The organism is Cellulosimicrobium sp. Marseille-Q4280 (assembly GCF_943181405.1).
Classification (GTDB): Bacteria; Actinomycetota; Actinomycetes; order Actinomycetales; family Cellulomonadaceae; genus Cellulosimicrobium.
Genome location: NZ_CALPBY010000004.1, coordinates 304,239 through 326,393 on the forward strand (window position 1 = coordinate 304,239; position 22,155 = coordinate 326,393).

Genomic DNA, 22,155 nt, shown 5'->3' on the forward strand with positions numbered 1-22,155 from the left:
GAGAACGTCTCCACTCGCCGTCGAGCACGACCTGGAGGACGGAATGAGCCCCAGAACGACCTTCAGGTCGTGTTCGGCGGGGAGGGTGAGGTGGGCGGCGGGCGAAGGAGGGGGCGTGATAGGACGTACTCGTGAGTAACGACGCCGCCGCCGCGCCCGAGCCCGACCGTCCCACGACCGCCGACGCCACCGCGTCGACACCGTTCCACGACCTCGACCAGTACGTCGCGATCCCGCGCACGAGCGGGCTCGCGCTGTCGCGCGACGGGAGCCGACTCGTCACCACCGTCCAGACGCTCGACGCGAAGCGCACGGCGTACCGCACGGCGCTGTGGGAGGTCGACCCGACCGGCCAGGACCCCGCTCGTCGCCTCACGCGCTCCGCCAAGGGCGAGTCGAGCGCGACGTTCACCGCCGCGGGCGACGTGCTGTTCACGTCGGCCCGGCCGGATCCCGACGCGACGTCCGACGACGACCCGAAGGCCGCCCTCTGGCTGCTCCCTGCCGGCGGCGGCGAGGCGCGCGTCGTCGCGACGGCGCCAGCGGGCGTGGGCGGACCGCTCGCCGCGGCCGACGCGCCGGTGATCTCGGTCGCGGCCGACGTCCTCCCGAGCGCGCGCGACCTCGCGCACGACGCCGAGCTCCGGAAGGCGCGCAAGGACGGCAAGGTCGCGGCGATCCTCCACACCGGGTACCCCGTCCGGCACTGGGACCACGACCTCGGCCCCGGTCAGGCGCACCGGTTCGTCGCCGACCTCACGACCCTCGCCGACGAGCCGGCCCGGCCCCTCCCGGCGCCCACCGGTTCGACCGACGACGCCGCGACCGGCGCTCTGAGCGACGGCGCACCGTCCGACACGTCCGAGGACGCACCGCACGACCCGAGGCTCCTCGACCTGCGCGACGTGAGCCGCGGCGTCGGGCACGGGGGCGCAGCGCCGGGCCGCGCGCTGTGGGAGCACTCGGCGGACCTGTCCGCCGACGGCACGACCCTCGTCACGACGTGGCAGGTCCCCGGGCCGGGCGCGTCGACGCGCAGCACGCTCGTCGCGATCGACACGGGCACGGGGGAGCGCCGCACGCTCGTCGACGAGCCGGGCGCCCAGGTGCACGGCCCGCGCATCTCGCCCGACGGCGCGTTCGTCGCCTTCGTCCGCGAGACCCTCACGACGCCGCAGCAGGCGCCCGAGGAGACGCTCGCCGTCGTCCCGCTCCACGCACCCGACGGCCCCGCCGGTGCGGACGGGTCGCACGACGACGGCCCGACGACCCGCGCCGAGAACCACGCGACGCCGCGGACGCTCGCGCCGCACTGGGACCGCTGGCCGACGTCGCTGCGCTGGCTCCCGGACGGCTCGGGGCTTCTCGTCACGGCCGACGACGACGGCCGCGGCCCGGTCTTCCTCGTCGCCTTCGCGCCGGACTCGAAGGGCGAGCACGGCACGGCCGAACGGATCACGAGCGACGACGCCGTCTTCACGGACGTGCAGGTCGCGCCCGACGGCCGCAGCGCCTACGCGCTGCGCACGAGCTACCTCGAGCCGTCGGCGCCGGTTCGCCTCGACCTCGGTGCGTTCCTCGACAGCGGTGAGCCGGGCGCCCGGACCCCTGTGCCCGCGACGCCGCTGCGGGGTCCGGTCGCGGCCCCCGACCTTCCCGGCACGCTCGTCGAGGTCGAGACCGCGGCGTCGGACGACGTGCGCGTGCGCGGCTGGCTCGCGCTCCCGCACGGCGCGAGCGCGGAGGACCCGGCGCCGCTCCTGCTGTGGATCCACGGCGGGCCGCTCGGCTCGTGGAACGCGTGGAGCTGGCGCTGGAACCCGTGGCTGATGGTCGCGCAGGGCTATGCGGTGCTGCTCCCGGACCCTGCGCTGTCGACCGGGTACGGGCAGGACTTCGTCCAGCGCGGCTGGGGTCGCTGGGGCCAGGCGCCGTACACGGACCTCCTCGCGATCACCGACCACGTCGAGACGCTGCCCGAGGTGGACGCGACCCGGACGGCCGCGATGGGCGGCTCGTTCGGTGGGTACATGGCGAACTGGGTCGCGGGCCACACCGACCGCTTCCGCGCGGTCGTCACGCACGCGAGCCTGTGGGCGCTGGACCAGTTCGGCCCGACGACCGACCACTCCTACTACTGGCAGCGCGAGATGACGCCGGAGATGGCGCTCGAGAACAGCCCGCACCGGTTCGTCGGCGACATCGTCACGCCGATGCTCGTCGTCCACGGCGACAAGGACTACCGCGTACCGATCGGGGAGGGGCTGCGCCTCTGGTACGAGCTGCTCTCCGCGTCGGGTCTGCCGGCGAGCCCCGACGGGGAGACGGTCCACCGGTTCCTCTACTTCCCGGACGAGAACCACTGGATCCTCACACCGCAGCACGCGAAGGTCTGGTACCAGGTGGTCCTCGCGTTCCTCGCCGAGCACGTGCTCGGCGCCACGCCGGGCGAGGGCGACGCGGCCCTGCCGACGACGCTCGGCTGAAGGCGGCGAGCCCGGCCGGACGACCGAGCCCCTCGGGCACTGGCCGCCGAGCACGTCGTCGCTCGCTGCCGAGCACGACCTCGGGGTCGCTATGAGCTCCATAGCGACCCTGAGGTCGTGTTCGGCGTCAGGGCGTCTCGGCGTCGCGGGTCAGGGCGTCAGCCGACAGGGAGCGGAACCAGGGCGGTCGCGACGCGCCAGCGCCGGACGAGCCGTCGGTCGGCGGCGCCACGAGCCGCGTCCCAGGCGCAGTGCTGAGTGCTCTCTCGGTGCTCGAGCAGGGCGACCCGGTCGTTCTCGAGCGCCCACAGGAGGGCAGCCCGGACGTCGCGGCGTGCGGGGGCGGAAGGCAGGGTGTCGTGCATGGTCCTTCTCGTCGTCGTCGGTGGTCGTCGCGCGGCCTGTCGGCCGCTTCCACCGAAGGAGACGGAGAAGATCGCCGTCCGTGACGTGGCTTCTGTGACTTTTCTCAGGAGTTGCGCCGCGAGGCGGCCACGATCGCCTCCGCGAGGTCGCGCGGGCGCGAGAACATCGGCCAGTGGCCGGTGGGCACGTCGACATAGGTGACGTCGTGGATCTCCCCGAGCTCGGTGTGCAGGGGCGGGCCGGGGTTCGCGAGCTGGGCCAGCACCTCGGACGGGATGGAGGAGCAGACCACCGTGGCGGGGACGCCGAGCCGGTCGGGGTTCGACACCCGGACCGGGCCGCGCGCGACGGGTCCGGGCGTCGGCACCGCGCGCTCGCGGAACCGGGCCAGCGCGGCGTCGTCGAGGCCGTCGACGCTCGACCCCTGCTCCGCGAGCTCGTCCCAGGACGGCAGCGGGACCTCCGCGGCGTCGTCCGGCAGGGCCGAGTTCAGGGCGGCCCCGTCGACGAGCGGCCCCGCGTCCACGTAGACGACGCGCCGGAAACGCGCCGGGTCGCGGTCGACGACCTGCTGGACGACGGGGCCGCCCCCGCTGTGCCCGACGAGCACGACCGGGCCGTCGAGCCCGGTGACGAGCCCGGCGACCGCCTCGACGTGGTCGTCGCGGGTGATCGCGGCCCGGTCCTGCGGGGTCGACGCCGGGTCCAGGCCAGGAAGCGTCACGGCGTGCGGGACGAGGCCGGCGGCCTCGAGGTGGGGGACGACGTCGTCCCACGCCCAGGCGCCCAGCCAGAAGCCGGGGACGAGGACGACGTGGACCTGCTCCGTGGTCGCCTCAGCGGTCTCGGACGAGTTCTTCTCCTGCTGCGTCTCGGTCATGGGACGACTCTCGCACCACCCTGGTGACACCTGTCTGTCACCATTGTCTCCACAGGTCGGCGCTGCCCGGGAGGTCGAGTCGTGAACAGGACCGAGCGGCTCTACGCGATCGCCGAGGAGCTGCGCCGCGCGGGCCCGACGGGCACCACCGGGCCGCGTCTCGCCTCGGCGCTCGAGGTCAGCGAGCGGACGATCAAGCGCGACGTCGCGGCGCTGCAGCAGGCAGGACTGACGATCTGGGCACAGGCGGGCCCGGGCGGGGGCTACGTGCTCGACCCGAGCGCGACGCTGCCGCCCGTGAACTTCACGCCCGGGCAGGCCGTCGCCGTCGCCGTCGCGCTCGCGACGCTCCCGCCGGCGAGCCCGTTCGCCGTCGACGCCGCCGCCGCGCGCGGCAAGGTGTGGGACGCGCTCGGTGCGGGTGACCGGGAACGCGCCGAGGCGCTCGCGGCGCGCGTCTGGGTGCGCCGGCCGTCCCCCGGCGAGGCCCTCGACGCGGCGCGCGACCCCTCCGCGCCCGACGCCGCGCCGGCCGCTCCCGACGCCGTGCCGGCCGCGCCCGACGCCACCGCGCGCGACGGGCGGTCCGGCGGGGACGTCGTCGAGCGGGCGCGGACGCACCTCGGGGTGCTGCGCGCCGTCGAGCAGTCGCTCGGCGCGTCGCGCGTCCTCGCGATCCGTTACCGCGACGGGCGCGGAGGGGAGACCGCGCGCCGCGTGGAGCCGGTGATCCTCGCGCACACCGACGGCCGGTGGTATCTCGTGGCGTGGTGCCGTCTCCGCGAAGGGATCCGCTGGTTCCGGCTGTCGCGCGTCGTGCGCGCGGACGTGACCGCCGAGACCTACGCGCCGCGACCGGTCGCGGACGTGGGCGAGCCGCCCGCCGACGCCGTCGCGGTCTCCCGGGCGGGCTCGTCGAGCTGACGCAGGGCGACGAGCAGGACGGCGGCGACCACGCAGGGCACGGTCGCCAGCCAGAACACCGCGGCACCGTACCCGGGCACGAGGAGAGGGGCGAGCACGCCCACGAGCGCACCCACCTGGAGGACGGCGCCGAACACGCCGACGCCACCGGCGAGCCCGCTCGGCAGCCAGCGCCCGAGCAGGACCGGGCCGAGCGCCTGGAAGAGCGCCGCGAAGCCCGCGTACCCGACCTGGGAGAGCACGAGCGCGACGGCACCGCCGCGGGCGGCGCCGTCGCCCCAGGCGGCCGACGCCGCGAACGAGGCGGCGGCGACGAGGGCGGCGACGACGAGCACGTGCCGCGCACGGCCGCTCGGCACCGACATCGCGACACGGCGCAGGACGAGGAGCTCGGTCACCGCCGTGACGACGAACAGCGCGCTGACCCACGACTCCGCGTGACCCCCGGCCACCACGTGCAGAGGGAGGTAGACGAGCCGCAGGCTGTCGGCGCTCTTGAGCAGCACCAGCGCGAGACCGACGGCGGCCAGGCCCAGCGCGACGGCGTGCCCGTCGGCACCGCGGGGACCCGTCGGACCGTGCCGCGTCGCCGCCTCGTCCCCCGCGCTGTCGGCCGGCGTCGGGGCGGGCGCAGCCGCACCGGCCTGCGCCGGAGCGGGCGCGCCGGTCCCGGTCGGCCCGCCGACCGACCACGTGAGCACGGCGGCGGTCACCGTGGCCAGGGCGCCGAGGAGCACCGGGTCGAGCGGTCCGGGCAGCGCGACCGCGACGCCGTAGAGCGCGACCCCGAGCACATAGCCCAGCACGGAGAGCGAGCGGACCTGGGCGGAGAGCGCGGCGTCGTCGGTGGACGCCGCCAGACCGCCCGTCTGGATGGCGCGGACCGTCACCGGCATCGCCGCGACGAAGAGCATGGACAGGACTCCCCCGACGTGGATCGCGGGGAGCGATGCGCCGGTGGCGGCGAGCACGAGCCCGCCGGCCGACCCGAGGAGGAGGGCCGGGAGCACGCCGCGACGACCGGTCCGTCCGAGGTGCCGGACGGCCAGGACGGAGAAGGCGAACGCCGCGAGCGAGTTCACCGCGAAGAAGACGGCGATCTGCACCTTCGACAGTCCGGCGGCGTGCAGCGCGAGCGGGTACCCGGGCGTGATGACGCCGGTCATCACCGCGACGAGCAGCCACGCCAGGCCGGGGCGGGACCGGATCAGGAGCGCCATGCGTCCCCCTGCGGTCCGAGCGGGACGTACTCGACCGCCGACCCCGCACGGAAGGCCTCGACGTCGAGCCCCGAGCCGGCGACCGCGTCGACGACGCGCACCGCAGACCCGCGCGCGATCTCCGCGCGGGCGTGCTCGGCGTCGGCGGCGTCGAGCACCGTGAGCGTGGTCCGGGGGGACGCGAGCGGTACGGCCTCCCGCAGCGCGCGGACGTGCCGGTCCATCGCGAGGAACGAGTCCAGCCACGCGTGGCCCCGCGGGACGTCGGTGCGCTGCGGGTAGTTCTCGACGAGCCGGACCGCCTGCGCCTCCGGCTCCGGGTGCTTGACGAGGAAGACGGCGCGGTTGCGCTGCCACTCGCGCACCCGGTCGGGGTCGAACCGGACCACGTGGTGGTGGTCCCAGGTCCAGGCGCGCGTGCTGTGCGCGATCGCGAGGCCGGCCCGGTGGGCGCGGTAGCCGAGGTCGGTGTCCTCCAGGCCCCACCCCCGGTAGTCGTCGTCGAAGCCTCCGAGCGCCCGGTACGCGTCCACCGGCAGGGAGAGGTTGCAGCTGAACTGCAGGTACCACGCGGCGGCGATGCGGGCGTAGTTGTGGGAGTAGACCGCCGTGACGCGTTCGCGGACCTCGGGACGCCATGCGGTGCCGTCGGCGGGGGAGCGGTGGCGCCGGTGGCCGTTGAGCAGGATCCCGGGGGCGGCCCGGTGCCAGCGCACGTGGTCCTGGAGCCAGCCCGGCGGCGCCTCCTGGTCGGCGTCGACGAGGACGAGGAGGTCTCCGCTCGCGACGGCGGCCCCCGCGTTGCGTGCGGCCGCCCGGTTGCCGTCGCCCTCGCGGCGCACGACGTGGACCTCCGCGGGCCCGCCGAGGTCGCGCAGGACGTCCGCGACGGGCTCGTCCGAGCCGTCGTCGACGACGACGATCTCGACCGGCACGTCGACGACCTGCTCCTGGACGGACCGCACGAGTCGCCGCGCGTCGCGGATCCCGTCGCGGCAGATGGTCACGACCGACACCGACGCCGGGCTCATGCGCGGGGTCCGAGCGCCGCGAGCCGGGCCGAGGTGAGGACGTGCTCGGCGAGGTCGCGTGCGCCGTCGTGCGCGGCGAGGACCGCGCCGACGGCCTCGGCACGACGCCGCAGCGCGTCGTCGGCGAGGAGACGTCGGACGGTCGGGACGAAGCGCGGTGCGACGTCGGCCGGGTCGAGGACCTCGCCCGTCCCGAGGCCGACGGCACGCCCCGCGTTCCACCGCTGCTCGTCCTGCCCCGGGAGCGCGAGCAGCGGGCGGCCGAGCGCGAGCGCCTCCATGACGCTCGTGTGCCCGCCGTGGGTGACGACGAGGTCGGCGGCGCGCGTCCACAGCATCGACTCGTCGGTGAGCTGCAGGAGGCGGTCCGCCCGGTGGTCGGCGAGCAGCGCCGGGTCGACGTTCGGTCCGGTGACGAGGACGGTGTGCGCGGGCACGTCGTCGAGCAGCCCGGCGACGGTGCGCAGGGTGGCGAACCCCTGCGCGGTGCCGCCGAGCGACACGAGGACGACGGGAGCGTGCGGGTCCAGACCCAGAAGCGTGCGGGCCTGTGCCCGGTCGGGGACCGTGAGCGGGTCGGACGCGAGGACCGGGCCGACGTGCCGGATCTCGTCGACCGTCCGCAGCGCCGCGACCGACAGCGGGTCCCGGACGTCGGCGAGCGGCTCGAACGCCGAGCGGTCCGGCACGTAGACCACGTCGCCGAGCAGCCGGCCGGCGACGTCGCGGGGGACGCCGAGGCGGTGCAGCGCCGGGGTCACGTCGCGCACCACGTCCGGGAACGGGAAGGAGAAGAAGCCGGTGTTGACGACCGTGGCCGACCGCACCCCCTCGAGCCGCGCCGAGACCGGTCCTGTCACGCGGAAGTCGGCGAGCACGACGTCGGCCCCGACCGCGCGGACCAGCGCCCGCTCCTCCTCGAGCGCGACGCGGAGGTACTCCTCGTCCGCGAGCCGCAGGCGGGGCGCAGGGCGGTGCCCGGGTGACGCCGCGCCGTCGGGTGAGGACGTGACGTCGGGCGACCCCGCGTCGTCGGGCACGGGTGGCAGCGGTGGCAGCTCGGTGAGCGTCGCGGTCGGGACGCCGCGCGCCTCGGGCCAGCGCCGGGCGTCGGCGGCCACCCCGACGACGACCTCGGCGCCCCGCGCCATGAGCTCGGTGGCGATGCGCGTGGAGCGCACCACGTGCCCGAGGCCGTGGTAGAAGGGCAGGATCACGACGCGCACGGACGCTCCTTCGCGGCTCGGTCCGACCGGCGGTGGCTCCGCGCGGCCGGGTGCGGTGGACGGTCGGTCAGGCGAGCACGCCGCCCCTGAACCAGGCGGTCGCGCCCCGGTCGATGAGGACGGTCCCGCGCGGCCCGGCCGCGGTGACGGCGTTCACCCACAGCTCCTCGAGCCGTGCGCGGGCCGCGGCGACGCCCTCGTCGTGGGCGAGGAGCGCGAGCAGCTTCGTGGTGCCGGAGACGGTGTACGCGCCGAGCTCGACCTGCGCCGCCCGGCCGAGGAAGCCCGGCACGTCGGCGCGGACGCGGCGGACCGCCGCGAGGAGGTCGGGATCCTGCTCGACGAGGCGCGTGGTCGCGGGGTCGTCGAGGAACCGGGCGAGGGCGTCCGCCGAGTCGAGCAGGCGGCGGGTCTCGACGACGACGTGGAAGTTCTCCACGGGCTTGGTCACCGGGACGTCGGTGCCGGCGTCGATGTCGAGAACCGTCCACAGGAGCATGTCGCGCAGGTTGCCCGGCCAGATCTTCTGGTTGGTCGTGGGGTGCGTGCTCGACCCGGCATACGCGGTGCTCGTCTCGCTGTTGGTGGAGAACGAGTACACCCGGAGGCCGTCCTGCGCGACGGCGCGCGTCACCTCGACCTCCCGCGCGACCCGGCCGAGGGTGACGATCCCCGTGCCGCCGGAACGGTGCACGACGGCCGCGAGGTCGTGCAGCAGGTCCAGCGTGGCGCCGCCGTCGGGCTGTCCGTCGGCGCTCAGACCCCACTGGCCCGCGCGGTCGAGCGCGATGCTGAACGGGTCGACGACGAGCTCGAGCCCGCGGTCCCGGGCCGCGGTGGCGAGCCCCGCCACGGTGCCCACCCACGTCTCGCGTCGCCGCGCCCAGGCACCGAGGTGCGGGACGGTGTCGTCGAGGAGGCGGACCACGACCCCCCGCAGACCCAGGGCGGCGACCTCCGCGAGGCGCGCCGCCGCCGCCGCCGTGCCGAGCCGCTCGTAGCCCGGGATGCTCCGGCTCGGCAGCGCGGAGCGCGCGTCGAGCCGCAGGTCCACGTCCAGCGGCTGCAGGAACGTACCCGGGTCGATCGTCACGTCGCGCGCTTCCGTCAGCCGTCGCGACATGCCCGCGGCCCGCATCGTGGCAGACGCCTTCATCTGTCCTCCCCCCAGAGGAGCGTCACGCTAGGGGGAACGGTGGGAGCGCTGCCACATCTGCCCGGATGGTGGACACATCGGTGTCCAGGACGCTCCCTGCGCTCGCCCGGTGCGGGTGGGTCCGAGGGCGCGGGGCCGACGTCGCCCGCTCCCTCCGGAGAGCAGCGGCGTATCGTCAGAGCTCTCCCGTCGACACGGTCCGGAGGCCGCGGTGTCCTCAGCGCTCTACTCCCTCGGCCGCTGGGCCGTCCACGCCCGCCGTCTCGTGCTGCTGGCATGGATCGGGATCCTCGTGGTCGTCGGCGGGTTCGCCGGCCTCGTCCAGCAGGGCCTCGACGACGCCGTCACCATCCCCGGCACCGAGTCGCAGGCGGCGCTCGACCGGCTCGCCGCGACGTTTCCCCAGGTCAGCGGGGCGAGCGCACAGGTGATCGTGGTCGCGCCCGACGGCTCGACCATCGAGGACGACGCCGTGCAAGGACCCGTCGAGGACGCCGTCGACGCGCTCGGCGACGTCGACCACGTCGCCGGGGTCACGTCGCCCTACGACGACACCGTGCCCGCGTCCGTCAGCGACGACGGGACCGCGGCGCTCCTGACGGTCCAGCTCGACCAGGGCGAGAGCGAGGTCGCCGACGCGACGAAGGACGCGCTCGGCAGCGCGGTCGACGACCTCGAGGCCGCTCTTCCCGACGGCGCGCAGGCGTCGCTCGGCGGTCAGCTCTTCAGCACCGAGTTCCCCACGCTCACGGTGACCGAGGCGCTCGGCCTGCTCGTCGCGCTCGTGGTGCTCGTCATCACGTTCGGCTCGTTCGTCGCCGCCGGCCTGCCGCTGCTCAACGCCGCGATGGGAGTCGGCGTCACCATGGGCCTGCTGTTCGCCGCGACCGCGGTCGCCCAGATCAACTCGACCACCCCGATGCTGGCCGTGATGCTCGGGCTCGCCGTCGGCATCGACTACGCGCTGTTCATCGTCTCGCGCCACCGCGACGAGCTGGCCACCGGCCTCCCGGTCGACGAGGCGGCCGCGCGGTCCGTCGCGACGGGCGGCTCCGCCGTCATCTTCGCCGGCCTCACGGTGATGATCGCGCTCGTCGGCCTCGGGGTCGCCGGCATCCCGTTCCTCACCGTCATGGGTGTCGCCGCTGCCGTCGGCGTCGGTCTCGCCGTCCTCGTCTCGGTCACGCTCCTGCCCGCGATGCTCGGCTTCGCCGGCGAACGGCTCCGGCCGAAGGCTCCCCGAGCGCGTCGCCGCGGACGCCGTCGGGCGGGAAGGGCGCCCCGGGCCCGGTCGGTGAGGCAGGACGCGTCCGCGTCGGACGCCGACGACGCGAGGGTCGACGGTGCGCCCGCCCCGGACGCGAGCGCGCCCACGACGTCGACCGCGTCGACCGGCGTCCAGCACCACAACCGGTTCTTCGCGGGCTGGGTGCGGACCGTGACGCGGGTGCCGCTGCTGACGATCCTCATCGTGCTGGCGGGCCTCGTGCTGCTGACGCTCCCCGCGAAGGACCTGCGGCTCGCGCTGCCCGACGCGGGGACCCTGCCCGAGGACAACCAGGCGCGCGTCACGTACGACCTCGTCTCGGAGCACTTCGGGCCGGGCTTCAACGGGCCGCTCATCGTGACCGGCACGATCGTCACGTCGACGGACCCGGTCGGCCTGATGGACGACCTGGCCGACGAGATCGGCGACCTGCCCGGCGTCGCCGACGTGCCGCTCGCGACGCCGAACCCCAGCGCGGACACGGGCATCGTCCAGGTGATCCCGACGGGCGCTCCCGACTCCGAGGAGACGAAGGACCTCGTCACGCAGATCCGCTCGCAGCACGACCACTTCCTCGACGAGTACGGCGTCGACCTGTCGGTCACGGGGTTCACGGCCGTCGGGATCGACGTGTCGGACAAGCTCGGGGCGGCGCTCCTGCCGTTCGCGCTCGTCGTGGTCGGGCTGTCGCTCGTGCTGCTGACGATGGTGTTCCGCTCGATCGCGGTCCCGATCAAGGCGACGGTGGGCTACCTCTTCTCCGTCGGCGCGGCGTTCGGCGTGGTGACGCTCGTGTTCGAGCAGGGCGTCATGGCGGACGCGCTCAACGTCACGCGCCTGGGCCCGGTGATCAGCTTCATGCCGATCGTCCTCATGGGCGTCCTGTTCGGCCTCGCCATGGACTACGAGGTGTTCCTCGTCTCGCGCATCCGGGAGGACTACGTCCGCTCCGGCGACGCGCGACGGTCGATCTCGACGGGGTTCCAGGCATCCGCGAAGGTCGTCACCGCGGCGGCGATCATCATGTTCGCGGTCTTCATCGCGTTCGTGCCCGAGGGCGACATGAGCCTCAAGCCGATCGCGCTCGGGCTCGCGGTCGGCGTGCTCGTCGACGCGTTCCTCGTGCGCATGACCCTCGTCCCCGCGGTGCTCGCCCTGCTCGGCGACCGCGCGTGGTGGATGCCGCGCCGGCTCGACCGTGTCCTGCCGTCGTTCGACGTCGAGGGCGAAGGGCTCGCACGCGAGCTCGAGCTGCGCGACTGGCCGGAGCCCGGCGCGACGGACCCCGTCGTCGCGCACGGCCTGGAGGTCGCGGGTCCGCGGGGCCCGCTCGCCGCGCCCGTCACGGTCCGCGTGCCCGACGGCGGCACGCTCGTCGTGCACGGCGCGTCGGCCGCCGCGGTGACCGGGGTGGCGCTCGCGCTCGCCGGGCGCCTCAAGCCGTCGGCCGGGGCGCTCAAGGTCACGGGCCTCGTGCTGCCCGAGCGCGCGTCGAGCGTGCGGCGTCGGGTCGCCGTCGTCGACCTCGCCGCGGACGCCGCTGCGCTGCCCGGCGACGCCCCGGCCCCGGCGGCGCACCGCACGCACCCGGCCGCCGCCGTCGGGGCCGTGCTGGCGGAGCACCCGCGCGTCGTCGTGGTGCTCGGGACCGACGCGGTCTCCGCGCCGGACGAGCGCGCCGAGCTCGCGGTGGCCGTCGGCCGGGGGACCGACGCCGGGACGGCGGTCGTCCTCGGGTCGGTCGGGGCCTTCCCGTCCGACCTGGCCCCTCCCGGATCGCAGGTGCTCGACCTGCAACCTCCCGAGCCCGCCACGGCGGAGCAGCCGACGACCGATCTCGAGGAGGTGCGCGCATGAGCGCAGCCGTCCCGGGCCCCGGCCCGCGCGCCGTCCGCGGTCGCCGGGCCTGGACCGTCGCCGCCGCCGTCGCGCTGCCGCTCGTCGTGCTCGGTCTGCTCCTGTGGGCCCTGTGGGACCCGCAGGAGCGGCTCGACACCGTGCAGGCGGCGATCGTCAACCACGACGAGCCCGTCGAGATCCACGGGCAGACCGTGCCCCTCGGGCGCCAGCTCACCGCGGGTCTCGTGAGCGGCGGGGCCGCGTCGACCGACACGGGACCGGTCGCGGTCCAGCCGGCGGCCGGCACGACCAACTACGACTGGGTCGTCACCGACTCTGCGGACGCGTCGGCGGGCCTCGCCGACGGTACGTACGCCGCGGTCGTGACCATCCCGGAGAACTTCTCGGCTGCGGCCACGTCGTTCAGCGGGGACGACCCGTCGGCCGCGACGCAGGCCACGCTCTCGGTCGAGACCGCGCCCGGCGGACGTGTCGTGGACGAGGCGCTCGCGCGCATCGTCACGACCACGGCGTCGACGGTCCTCGGGCAGACCCTCACGGAGAACTACGTCGACGGCGTGCTGGTCGGCTTCACGACCCTGAACGAGCAGCTCGGCGAGGCCGCCGACGGCGCGACGCAGCTCGCGGACGGCGCGTCCGACGCGAACGACGGCGCTGCGCAGCTCGCCGACGGCGCCGGCCAGGTCGCGACGGGCGCGGTCGAGCTGGCCTCGGGGGTGGGCGAGCTCGCCGCGGGGGCGGACGAGCTCGCGGCCGGGACGTCGCAGAGCGCCGACGGCGCGGCGGCGCTCGCCGAAGGTGCCGGCGCTCTGTCCAGCGGGGTCCAGGGCGTCGCCGGCGGAGCCGCGCAGCTCTCCTCGGGCGTCGCCGACCTCGGGGCGGGGGTCGCGCCCCTGCCCGCGCAGGCCACGGAGCTCGCCGACGGTGCGCAGCAGGTGTCGGACGGCGTCGGGCGGCTCGTGCAGGAGAACGTCGTGGGCCTCGACGCCGCGAAGCGCGCCGCCGGCTGCGCCGACGACCCGACGTCGGACGTGTGCCAGCGGCTCGACGCCCAGATCGCCCAGCTCCAGCAGCTCGCCGGCGCGGCGCAGCAGGTCGCCGACGGGAACGCCGCGCTCGCGGGCGACCCGGCGTCGTCCACGGGCCTGTACGGTCTCGCGGCGGGCGTCCAGCAGCTCGTCGGGGCCTCGCAGCAGCTCTCCGACGGCGCGGCCCAGGCGGCGACCGGGGCGTCCGGTCTCGCGACCGGCGCGGACGACCTCGCCGCCGGGCTCGACCAGCTCGACGCGGGCGCGTCCGGGCTCGCGGCGGGCGTAGGCGAGCTCTCGACGGGGGCGGACCAGCTCGCCACCGGGACCGAGGGGCTGGCGACGGGCGCGACCGACCTGGCCGGCGGCGTCGGGCAGCTCGCCGACGGCTCGTCCGACCTCGCGGACGGTCTGGGGGAGGCGGTCGGCCAGGTGCCCTCGTACACCGACGACGAGGCCACGCACCTGGCGTCGGTCGTGGCGAACCCGGTCGAGGCGCCCGGGACGGACGGCCTCGGCACCGGCTCGACCGGGCCGCTGTTCGCGGTGCTCGCGCTGTGGCTCGGGGCGCTCGCGGTGTTCGTCGCCTTCCCGCCCGTGCCGGCGCAGCTCCTCGGGTCGACGCGCGGTGCCGGTCGCCTCGCGCTCCGGGCCCTCGCCCTGCCTGCCGCGATCGGTGTCGCGACGGGTCTCGTCGTCGGCGGCGTGCTGGCCGCCGTCGAGGACGCGAACCTCGGCGGGTGGCTCGGGCTGCTCGCCCTCGGCGCACTCTCGTCGGTCGTCTTCGTCGCGCTCAACCAGGCGCTCGCCGCGCTGCTCGGCAACGTGGGACGCGCGCTGAGCCTGCTCGTCGCCGTCCTCCTCGTCGCGACGGGGATCGTCGCGACGGTCCCCGCGGCGCTCACCGGTCTGCGCGACCTGCTGCCCGTCGGGTCCGCGCTCGGCGCGCTCACCGCGGTCGTCGACCCCGGCGCCACCGGAGGAGCGGGCGACGTGGTGTCGCTGGTGATCTGGGCGCTCGTGTCGGTCGCGGTGACGACCCTCGTCGTCGCCCGGCGCCGGACCGTGCGCGTGGAGCAGCTCCTGCGCGCCTGACACCGGCGCGTCGCGGCCGCCGTGTGGGCGGCGGACGCCAGACTCTCTCGGGCAGGCGGCGAGAGGGACGGTGCGACATGGACCAGCAGAAGGCACGAGAGATCAAGACGCAGCTCGCGGACTACGCGCGCGAGCTCGCCGAGCGCAGCGGCGCGGTCATCGAGGCGAGCGGGGTGCCCGACGGCGCGGTGGACGCCGTGCGCGCCCCGACGCTCGCGCTCGGGCTCGCCCCGCGCGACGGCGGCGGGTACGCCATCGCGGTCCGGTACCGGCTCGGCGTGCCCGCGGCACGCAGCATCGCGCGAAAGGTCGCGTCGGAGGCCGGGGACACGGTCGACGTGCGCCGCACCGGGCGGATCCGCCCGCTCGCGGCACCGGACGCGGCGGACCCCTCGGCACCGGGCCTGCGCCCGCCCGTCGTGACGGCGCAGGCGTCGGGCGAGACCGGTCGTGCGCGGCCGCTTCGTCCCGGTGTGTCGATCGCGAACGTCGACGTCACCGCCGGGACGCTCGGCGCGTTCGTCCGGTCGACGACGCCGGTCGAGGGCGCTGCCGCGGACGCCGTCTACGCGCTCTCGAACTGGCACGTCCTGGCGGGCTCGACGACGGCGGAGGTCGGGGACGTCGTCGTGCAGCCCGGCCCGGCCGACGGCGGCGGGCCGCGCGACCGGGTGGGCACGCTCGCTCGGCTCGTGCCGCTCGTGGCGGGCGAGACGCAGACCGTCGACGCGGCGATCGCGCTGCTCGACGAGCCGGAGGTGGACCTCGAGTACCCCGTCGGCCGCATCACGACGACGGCGCGGGCCGAGGGCGGGGAGGCGGTCGGCAAGATCGGTCGCACCACGTCCGTCACGAGCGGCCGCGTCACGGCGATCGAGCTCGACGACGTCGTCGTCGGCTACGGCGACGAGCTCGGCGCGCTGCGCTTCGACGACCAGATCGAGGTCGAGTCCACGGGCAGCGGCCCGTTCTCGCGCGGCGGCGACTCGGGGTCGCTCGTGTACCGCGAGGACGGTGTGGCGCTCGGGCTGCTCTTCGCCGGGTCGGAGACGGGCGGGACGAACGGGACCGGCCTCACGTACTGCAACGCGATCGACACGGTGCTCGAGCGGCTGGGCGTGTCGCTGCTGGGGTGACGGCCGGGGCCGTCAGGACCTCCGTCCCGTGACCTCGCGGCCCGCAGGGTCCACAATGGTTCGAGGAGGTGGTGCCTCGTGGCGACCCTCGAACGAGCACGCGACGCCAAGACGATGCTGCGCGACGAGATCGCGGGCACGGACGGCGTGACCGGCGTCGGGCTGACCCGCTCGGCCGCGCAACCCGCACGGCAGCATGCCGACGCGGTCCGGCAGGGCGGAGACGACTGGGTCCTGCGGGTCAACGTGACGTCGCGCGACGTCGTCGTCCCGCAGTCCGTGGACGGCGTGGACGTCGAGGTCCGCGTCGTCGGCGCGGTGACGCCGAGCGCGCCGACGGGCTGAGCGTGCCGGGAGGCTGAGCCTCAGCCGCCGAGGCGCTCGTCGAGCCAGTCGAACATGCGCTGCTCGGTGAGGGCTCGCGCGAGCGGCTGGCAGTGGTAGTTCGCGCCCTCGGCCGCCGTGAACCGCACGACCGTCGAGACGTCCGGGGAGAGCCGCGCGAGCTCCTGGGACTGGCCCGGCCAGAACTGCTCGTCCTCCGGGTCGGTGAGGAGGAGCGGCGTGGTGATGCGTGCGGCGACGTCCCGGGCGTCGTACCTGCGCACCTCGCGCATCGTCGCGGCGTAGCCCTCGACGCCGTACGGGCGGGCACGGAACCGCCACGTGCGGGCCGTCGCCCTGGACAGCCGCATCCCGAGCTCCATGTCGCGGTCGAACGCGTGGTCGTCGCCCTTGTCGAGGAGCTTGAGCAGGCTCTTGGGCACCTGCGTCTCCCACGAGGCGGCGACGTCGACGACGCCCGGGTCGAGGACCGCCGCCGCGGGCCGGTGCTCGAACGCGAGGGCGCGCGCCACCCAGTAGCCCGCCTGGCTGATGCCGTACACGGCGATCCGCTCCGGGTCGACGTCGGGACGACCGGCGAGCGCGTCGACCACCGGCGTGAGGACGGCCTCGAAGTCGGGGCGGAACGGGACGCCGTGCTCGAACAGCATCGACTGCTGCCCGGGGCCGTCGAACACCAGCGCGTGGTAGCCGCGGGCCAGCGCGCCGTGCACGCACGCGCTCCACAGCGACGGCAGCGAACCGTCCGAGCCGTTGACGGCGACGACCACCGGCCTCGGGCCGTCGGTCCCGGACCCCGCTGCCGCGCGGAACAGGTAGCCCGGCAGGGTCCTGCCCTCGTAGGGGATCGCGACGCGCTCGACGTCGAGGCCGGACGTGTCGACCCACCGATCCCACTGCGCGCGGTGCTTGCGGAACGTCGGGAGCAGCGCGTCGTCGGACTCCAGCGCCGCCACCGCGTTCACGGCGACGGCGTAGTACGTGGCCGCGCGCAGCGACGCCGCGGCGGCGCTCGTGCGGTGGCCGGCCCGTGCCGCGTCGTCGACCTGGCCCGCGGTGCGGTCCCCCAGGTCGGACCACGCGGCAAACCACGCGTCGTGGTCCTTCTCCTTGACGCCCCCGACGGCGGCGAGCACCTCTCCGACGTCGGACGCACCGGAGAACGCATGGCCCAGGACCGTGCGGATCTCGTAGTCGAGGTCGTGGCTGCCGGAGAACCCGGCCGTGAACGGGTCGTGACCGGACATGATGCCCCCTCGCCGACGGGTCGGACGTCTCCCAGGGTGCTCCTCCCCGGGAGATCCGACCAGCGGGGACAATGAGGCGTGACATCTCGCGCTCCCCGGTCGACCACCACCCGTCTGCCCCGTGTCCGGGCCTCCGAGCTGCGCGGTCGCGGCTGGCTCAACACCGGCGGCAAGGACGTGGCCCTCGCCGACCTGCGCGGCAAGGTCGTGATCCTCGACTTCTGGACCTTCTGCTGCGTCAACTGTCTCCACGTCCTCGACGAGCTGCGCGAGCTCGAGGAGGCGCACCGCGACGAGCTCGTGATCATCGGCGTGCACTCGCCGAAGTTCGAGCACGAGGCCGACCCCGACGCCCTGGCTGCTGCCGTCGAGCGGTACGAGGTGCACCACCCCGTGCTCGACGACCCCGAGCTCGTGACATGGTCCGCGTACACCGCGCGCGCCTGGCCGACGCTCGTCGTCATCGACCCCGAGGGGTACGTCGTCGCGCAGATGGCAGGGGAGGGCCACGCCTCGGCGATCGCGGTGCTCGTCGACGAGCTCGTCGCGGAGCACGAGGCCCGCGGCACCCTGCACCGTGGCTCAGGCCCCTACGTACCGCCGGCCCCGACGTCCGGCACGCTGCGGTTCCCCGCCAAGGCGATCACGCTGCCGGGCGGCAACCTGCTCGTCGCGGACGCCGGTCACCACTCGCTCGCCGAGCTCGCGCCTGACACCGAGACGCTCGTCCGCCGCATCGGCACCGGCGAGCGCGGGCTCGTCGACGGCACGCCCGACGTCGCGCGGTTCAGCGAGCCGAACGGCCTGTGCCTCGTGCCGGACGGTCTGCGGGCGTCGCTCGGGTACGACGTGCTCGTCACCGACACGGTGAACCATGCGTTGCGGGGCGTGCGGTTGTCGGACGGCGTCGTGACGACCGTCGCCGGGACGGGCGAGCAGTTCATGGTCGGTGGGGTCGAGAACGTCGTCTTCTCGTCGGGCATCGCGTCGGGTGCTGTGGTCGGGGCGGCCGGGGACGGTGGTGGTGGCGGGTCTACCATCCGGTCGCTCGTTCCTCGCGACCTCCCGCCAGACCCGCCACGACCCGCCACCACCACCGTCCCCGCCCTGTCCTCCGAGCGTCGCCTCGGTCCCTTCGATCCCCGTGCCACGTACGAGCCGCTCGAAGTGAAGCTGTCGTCGCCGTGGGACGTGGCGTGGTCCGGCGAGCTGGGCGGTTTCGTCGTCGCGATGGCCGGGAACCACACCCTGTGGGCGTTCGACGGGGGGTGGAAGATCGGGCTGCTCGCCGGGACGATGAACGAAGGGCTCGAGGACGGGCGCGGCGAGGATGCGTGGTTCGCGCAGCCGTCCGGGTTGGCCGTGGCTGCCGACGGGGCCGTCTGGGTCGCGGACGCGGAGACGTCGGCGCTGCGCCGTGTCGACGGGCTACGTGGCGGCGTCGCGGTCGTGCCGGACGGAGTGTCGGTGCGGACGGCCGTCGGGCAGGGGCTGTTCGACTTCGGGCACCGGGACGGGCCGACCGACCAGGCGCTGTTCCAGCACCCGCTGGGGGTCGCGGTGCTGCCCGACGGGAGCGTCGTCGTCGCCGACACGTACGACGGCGCGATCCGTCGCGTCGTGCTCGACGGCGCGGCGTCGGGCGCCGACGTCGGGGACGACGCCGCCGGGACGCGGCTCGCGGGCGAGGTCACGACGCTGGCGACCGGGCTCGCCGAGCCGAGCGACGTCGTCGTGCAGGTGGTCGAGGATGCCGACGGGCCGGCGCAGGTCCACCTGCTCGTCGTCGAGTCGACGGCGCACCGGATCACGCGCGTCGCGCTGCCCGCCGACCTCGCGGGAGAGGTGCTCGACGGCGGCGCGCACCGCACGCAGCGACCCGTCACCGAGATCGCGGCCGGGGCGCTGCGGCTCGACGTGCCGTTCGTGCCCGCGCCCGGTCAGAAGCTCGACGACCGGTTCGGGCCGTCGACCGAGCTCCGCGTGAGCGCGACGCCGCCGGAGCTGCTGCTCGCCGGCGCGGGCACGGGCACGGAGCTCGGCCGCGACCTGGCGATCGACCCCGCCGTGACCGAGGGGGTGCTGCACGTGACGGCTCGGGCTGCGTCGTGCGACGTCGTGCCGCTCGGACCCGACGGCCGGCCGGACCCGGACGTCTTCCCTGCGTGCCACCTCGCGCAGCAGGACTGGGGCGTCCCGGTGCGCGTCGTCGCCGGGGACGGCACGCCGGGAGCCGTCCCGGAGCTCACGCTCCCGCTGCGCGGCTGACGAGGCGGCGCGCCGTCTTGGCGGCGCGCGACGCCCCGGTGAACCCCCCTGCCCACTCCCGGAAGTCGAGGTCCTCGACGTCCCCGTGGCCGCCCCGCGCGGACTCCTCCTCGAGGCGGTCGAGCAGCGACGACAGCCCGCGGGTGCTGCGGTCGACTCGCGGGAGCAGACGCACCAGGACGTCCACCACCGCGTCGCGAGCACCCGGGGCCGCGTCGGCCGCGTCGCCGAGCGCAGGCCCCCAGCGCGACACCGTCGCGGCCGGCGCGAGCAGGGCCATCGCGTCTGCCACCTCTGCCGCGCTGACGCGCCCAGGTACGACGAGTGCCGCGAACACGTCCGCAGCGCGCACCCTGTCGGAGTGCTCGCTCGCCGCGAGCCCCGCCGCGATCGTCGCCGCACTGAGCGATCCCGTGCGCCCGGGGTGCGTGAGCAGCGCGTCGAGCACGATGGGGACGTCCGGCTCGCGGGTCGACCAGGTCAGGGACGCGTCGAGCACGGAGCGGACGCCGGCGACCAGGAAGTGCTCGGCGTCGTGCGGGAACGTCGTGGCTGTCCAGGCGTGCCAGTCGTTGAGGTGCTCGGCGTCGTAGTGCCGGACGGTGCGGCTCGTGACGGCAGGGGGCTCGCGGTACGTCGTGGCGTGCGGTGACACACGGTCGACGGCGACGGTGAACCTCCAGACGTGTCGGCCGTACGACAGCTCCACGCGGGGCCTGACGTTCGCCGCGATCGGCAGTCCACGCCCAGTGGTCCCGAGACCCGCGTCCACCAGCGCCGGGTCCGCGCAGAGCGGGTCGCGCGTGCGCGACGCCGCCACCCACCACGCGGCCGTGCCGCGGTCGACGTCGTGGCGCACGATGTCGGCGGACGCAGCGGGCCCTCCCAGAGCGTGCACGACCACCCGGGACAGGGTGGGGTCCAGAGGCACCCCCGCCGTGCGCCAGGCGCTGAGCGCGGCCGGTCGTCCGTCGGGATGAAGCCGCAGCAGCGCGGCGGCGAGGTCGTTCGTCCTCGGCGTGCCAGGCGTGCCAGGCGTGCCGAGCAGGTCGAGCAGACGCCGGACGAACGCCTCGGGGTCGATCCACGGGCCGTTCGTCGGCGTGGCGAGGAGCGGCGTACGAGGTGCAGCACCGGACAGCCCTGCCCCCACCTCGGCGAGGCGCTCGCGCAGGAAGCCGGTCTCGGCGGGCCTCGGTGAGGCGTGCGGGCCCGGTGGTACCGGGGTGCCGCACGCGTCGAGAACCATGTCGGCGATCGCTGCAGAGACCGGGGATCCCCACTCCATGCCGTCGCGTTCCCGCTGGGCGACGGTACGTGCGCGACGGGCGAGCGGTGCGAGCGCGAAAGGGTCGGGCAGGACCGCGAGTGCTGCCAGCACCTGCTCCACCTCGAGCGGGTCGGAAGCATCCTCGAGGAGGGCCGCCGTGCGTTCCAGGGCCTCGCCGGCGGACACCGGCGGGGGTAGCCGCAGCGCGGGTGGTGACCATTTCGTCGAATCGGCTTGTGCGGGTGTCTCCGTGGAGTCGGCAGCAGGTCGTGCGACCCGGGCGGAGAGCGTCGGATGGACCGGCGTGTCGACGGCACGGTGGAGAGCGCCGGCTCGTTCCAGGACGTCGAGGGCACGGGACTGCACGTCGACGTGCGGGTGGTCGAGAGCGCGTACGGCGCTCTCCAGCACGGTCGGGTCCGCGGGGAGGCGCCTGGCGACGACGTCGAGCAGGCGCACCGCCTTCAGGGCGGTGCCCTTCCCGGCCGTCGCGAACACGACGCCCAGGCCAGGTCCGACGGTCGCGTCGTCGAGGAGACCGGACTTCTCGACCGTGCAGAGACGGTCGACGGCGAAGGTCACCGAGGCGGGGACGCTCGACCGCACGACGGCGAGGAACGCGGGCTGCCTGCGCGCGAGCTCGGCCGGAGTCGGGTCCAGCGCTGTGAAGGTCCGCGCGAACCATCCCGCCTGATAGGCCCCCAGGTCGCTCACGAGCGCACCGAGACAGGCGTCGAGCGCTCGGTCGCGGTCCACGGTGCCGTCCGCAGCGAGCTCGACCACCGTCTGGGTCCACGACCCTCCGCCGTACCTGCCGTACCTGTCGGCGTTCGTCAGGCTCACCTCCCCGCCGCCCTCGGTCGAGAACATCGGCCAGAAGCAGCGGTCCACGAGCTCGGGGTCCTCACGGATCACGTACGCCGAGGTCGCGTCGTCGCTCCGGCGGGTGCACAGCCCGCTGACGAACGCGAGCACGTAGTCCCGGTCCGGGTCGAGAGCGACCGCCCCGAGACGCTCCAACGTCCGGATCGTGACGAACTCCGGACGGAAGAGAAGGGTCTCCGACATGTTCTCCACCTCCCTTCTCACGGTGTCCGGTAGCCACCGCGGCGGGGTGTCGGAGGAACGGAGCGGGCGCTCACCGTCGGCGAGGGCCTCGAGCGCCGAGCAGACAGCACGCCAGGTGATCAGGTGACGCTCCCAGTCACGCACGCCCGGGTCCGCGGCACGCGCGGCATCGCCCCGCTCCTGGAGCATGCCGAACACGTCGGCGCGAGGGACTCCGCGGAGCCGCGAGAACGGTACTGAGGGGTACACGGGTAGGAGGATCGCACCTTCCGCCGACAGGGA

At 75.1% G+C, this 22,155-nt stretch carries 15 protein-coding genes; 7 read left to right on the plus strand and 8 right to left on the minus strand.

Annotation, left to right across the window (positions count from 1 at the left end; all coding sequences use genetic code 11):
* Positions 1 to 131: 131 nt before the first annotated feature.
* On the plus strand, positions 132 to 2,486 hold the full coding sequence (locus NFS20_RS12675; protein WP_502800816.1) for a S9 family peptidase: 2,355 nt from the start codon (positions 132 to 134) through the stop codon (positions 2,484 to 2,486).
* A gap of 158 nt (positions 2,487 to 2,644) precedes the next feature.
* On the opposite strand, the gene NFS20_RS12680 is transcribed toward NFS20_RS12675, so the two are convergent.
* Entirely contained in the window at positions 2,645 to 2,851 is a 207-nt protein-coding gene (locus NFS20_RS12680; RefSeq protein ID WP_251152143.1) for a hypothetical protein, read from the minus strand.
* Positions 2,852 to 2,955: 104 nt separating this feature from the next.
* Positions 2,956 to 3,732 (minus strand): alpha/beta fold hydrolase, encoded by a 777-nt coding sequence (locus NFS20_RS12685; protein ID WP_251152144.1) that lies wholly within the window; start codon positions 3,730 to 3,732, stop codon positions 2,956 to 2,958.
* An 81-nt stretch (positions 3,733 to 3,813) separates the two neighbouring features.
* On the opposite strand from NFS20_RS12685, the gene NFS20_RS12690 reads away from it, so the two are divergent.
* Complete coding sequence (locus tag NFS20_RS12690; RefSeq protein ID WP_251152145.1) at positions 3,814 to 4,656, plus strand: helix-turn-helix transcriptional regulator; 843 nt, start codon at positions 3,814 to 3,816, stop codon at positions 4,654 to 4,656.
* Here the strand turns inward: NFS20_RS12690 and NFS20_RS12695 are convergent.
* The 4 genes from NFS20_RS12695 to NFS20_RS12710 form a co-directional block, all read right to left on the minus strand.
* Positions 4,575 to 5,876: an MFS transporter gene (locus tag NFS20_RS12695; protein ID WP_251152146.1), complete on the minus strand. Its 1,302-nt coding sequence runs from the start codon at positions 5,874 to 5,876 to the stop codon at positions 4,575 to 4,577. The genes NFS20_RS12690 and NFS20_RS12695 overlap by 82 nt on opposite strands.
* Positions 5,864 to 6,907: a glycosyltransferase family 2 protein gene (locus tag NFS20_RS12700; protein WP_251152147.1), complete on the minus strand. Its 1,044-nt coding sequence runs from the start codon at positions 6,905 to 6,907 to the stop codon at positions 5,864 to 5,866. The genes NFS20_RS12695 and NFS20_RS12700 overlap by 13 nt, the downstream gene beginning before the upstream one ends.
* Positions 6,904 to 8,133, minus strand: a complete 1,230-nt coding sequence (locus NFS20_RS12705) for a glycosyltransferase (protein WP_251152148.1) — start codon at positions 8,131 to 8,133, stop codon at positions 6,904 to 6,906. Before NFS20_RS12705 ends, NFS20_RS12700 begins: the two co-directional genes overlap by 4 nt.
* Before the next feature lie 67 nt (positions 8,134 to 8,200).
* Positions 8,201 to 9,289, minus strand: a complete 1,089-nt coding sequence (locus tag NFS20_RS12710) for a hypothetical protein (RefSeq protein WP_251152149.1) — start codon at positions 9,287 to 9,289, stop codon at positions 8,201 to 8,203.
* 211 nt (positions 9,290 to 9,500) lie between these two features.
* On the opposite strand from NFS20_RS12710, the gene NFS20_RS12715 reads away from it, so the two are divergent.
* The 4 genes from NFS20_RS12715 to NFS20_RS12730 all read left to right on the plus strand — a co-directional run bounded on the left by NFS20_RS12715 (position 9,501) and on the right by NFS20_RS12730 (position 16,020).
* Positions 9,501 to 12,413 carry an MMPL family transporter gene (locus tag NFS20_RS12715; protein WP_251152150.1) on the plus strand — a complete coding sequence of 971 codons (2,913 nt, stop codon included), beginning with the start codon at positions 9,501 to 9,503 and terminating at the stop codon, positions 12,411 to 12,413.
* A complete protein-coding gene (locus NFS20_RS12720; RefSeq protein ID WP_251152151.1) occupies positions 12,410 to 14,539 on the plus strand; it encodes a YhgE/Pip family protein in 2,130 nt (709 codons plus the stop codon). Before NFS20_RS12715 ends, NFS20_RS12720 begins: the two co-directional genes overlap by 4 nt.
* A 77-nt stretch (positions 14,540 to 14,616) precedes the next feature.
* The gene (locus NFS20_RS12725) at positions 14,617 to 15,675 is read left to right on the plus strand and encodes a chymotrypsin family serine protease (protein ID WP_251152152.1); all 1,059 of its coding nucleotides are present in this window, start codon (positions 14,617 to 14,619) and stop codon (positions 15,673 to 15,675) included.
* A gap of 78 nt (positions 15,676 to 15,753) precedes the next feature.
* Positions 15,754 to 16,020 carry a hypothetical protein gene (locus tag NFS20_RS12730; protein WP_251152153.1) on the plus strand — a complete coding sequence of 89 codons (267 nt, stop codon included), beginning with the start codon at positions 15,754 to 15,756 and terminating at the stop codon, positions 16,018 to 16,020.
* Between the two features lie 20 nt (positions 16,021 to 16,040).
* Here NFS20_RS12730 and NFS20_RS12735 read toward each other — a convergent pair whose 3' ends face one another.
* Positions 16,041 to 17,267 carry an alpha/beta hydrolase family protein gene (locus tag NFS20_RS12735; protein WP_251152154.1) on the minus strand — a complete coding sequence of 409 codons (1,227 nt, stop codon included), beginning with the start codon at positions 17,265 to 17,267 and terminating at the stop codon, positions 16,041 to 16,043.
* Positions 17,268 to 17,345: 78 nt separating this feature from the next.
* Between NFS20_RS12735 and NFS20_RS12740 the strand changes: the two genes are divergently transcribed.
* Entirely contained in the window at positions 17,346 to 19,535 is a 2,190-nt protein-coding gene (locus NFS20_RS12740; RefSeq protein ID WP_251152155.1) for an NHL domain-containing thioredoxin family protein, read from the plus strand.
* Here NFS20_RS12740 and NFS20_RS12745 read toward each other — a convergent pair.
* Positions 19,513 to 22,062 carry a DUF6493 family protein gene (locus NFS20_RS12745; RefSeq protein WP_285821133.1) on the minus strand — a complete coding sequence of 850 codons (2,550 nt, stop codon included), beginning with the start codon at positions 22,060 to 22,062 and terminating at the stop codon, positions 19,513 to 19,515. The two genes, NFS20_RS12740 and NFS20_RS12745, sit on opposite strands and share 23 nt — an antisense overlap.
* Positions 22,063 to 22,155: the final 93 nt, after the last annotated feature.

Bases quoted from the DNA above. Each gene is read 5' to 3' on its own strand.
- NFS20_RS12680 (WP_251152143.1), bottom strand. From the start codon at position 2,851: ATGCACGACACCCTGCCTTCCGCCCCCGCACGCCGCGACGTCCGGGCT.
- NFS20_RS12685 (WP_251152144.1), bottom strand. From the start codon at position 3,732: ATGACCGAGACGCAGCAGGAGAAGAACTCGTCCGAGACCGCTGAGGCG.
- NFS20_RS12695 (WP_251152146.1), bottom strand. From the start codon at position 5,876: ATGGCGCTCCTGATCCGGTCCCGCCCCGGCCTGGCGTGGCTGCTCGTC.
- NFS20_RS12700 (WP_251152147.1), bottom strand. From the start codon at position 6,907: ATGAGCCCGGCGTCGGTGTCGGTCGTGACCATCTGCCGCGACGGGATC.
- NFS20_RS12710 (WP_251152149.1), bottom strand. From the start codon at position 9,289: ATGAAGGCGTCTGCCACGATGCGGGCCGCGGGCATGTCGCGACGGCTG.
- NFS20_RS12720 (WP_251152151.1), top strand. From the start codon at position 12,410: ATGAGCGCAGCCGTCCCGGGCCCCGGCCCGCGCGCCGTCCGCGGTCGC.
- NFS20_RS12725 (WP_251152152.1), top strand. From the start codon at position 14,617: ATGGACCAGCAGAAGGCACGAGAGATCAAGACGCAGCTCGCGGACTAC.
- NFS20_RS12735 (WP_251152154.1), bottom strand. From the start codon at position 17,267: ATGTCCGGTCACGACCCGTTCACGGCCGGGTTCTCCGGCAGCCACGAC.
- NFS20_RS12745 (WP_285821133.1), bottom strand. From the start codon at position 22,062: ATGCTCCAGGAGCGGGGCGATGCCGCGCGTGCCGCGGACCCGGGCGTG.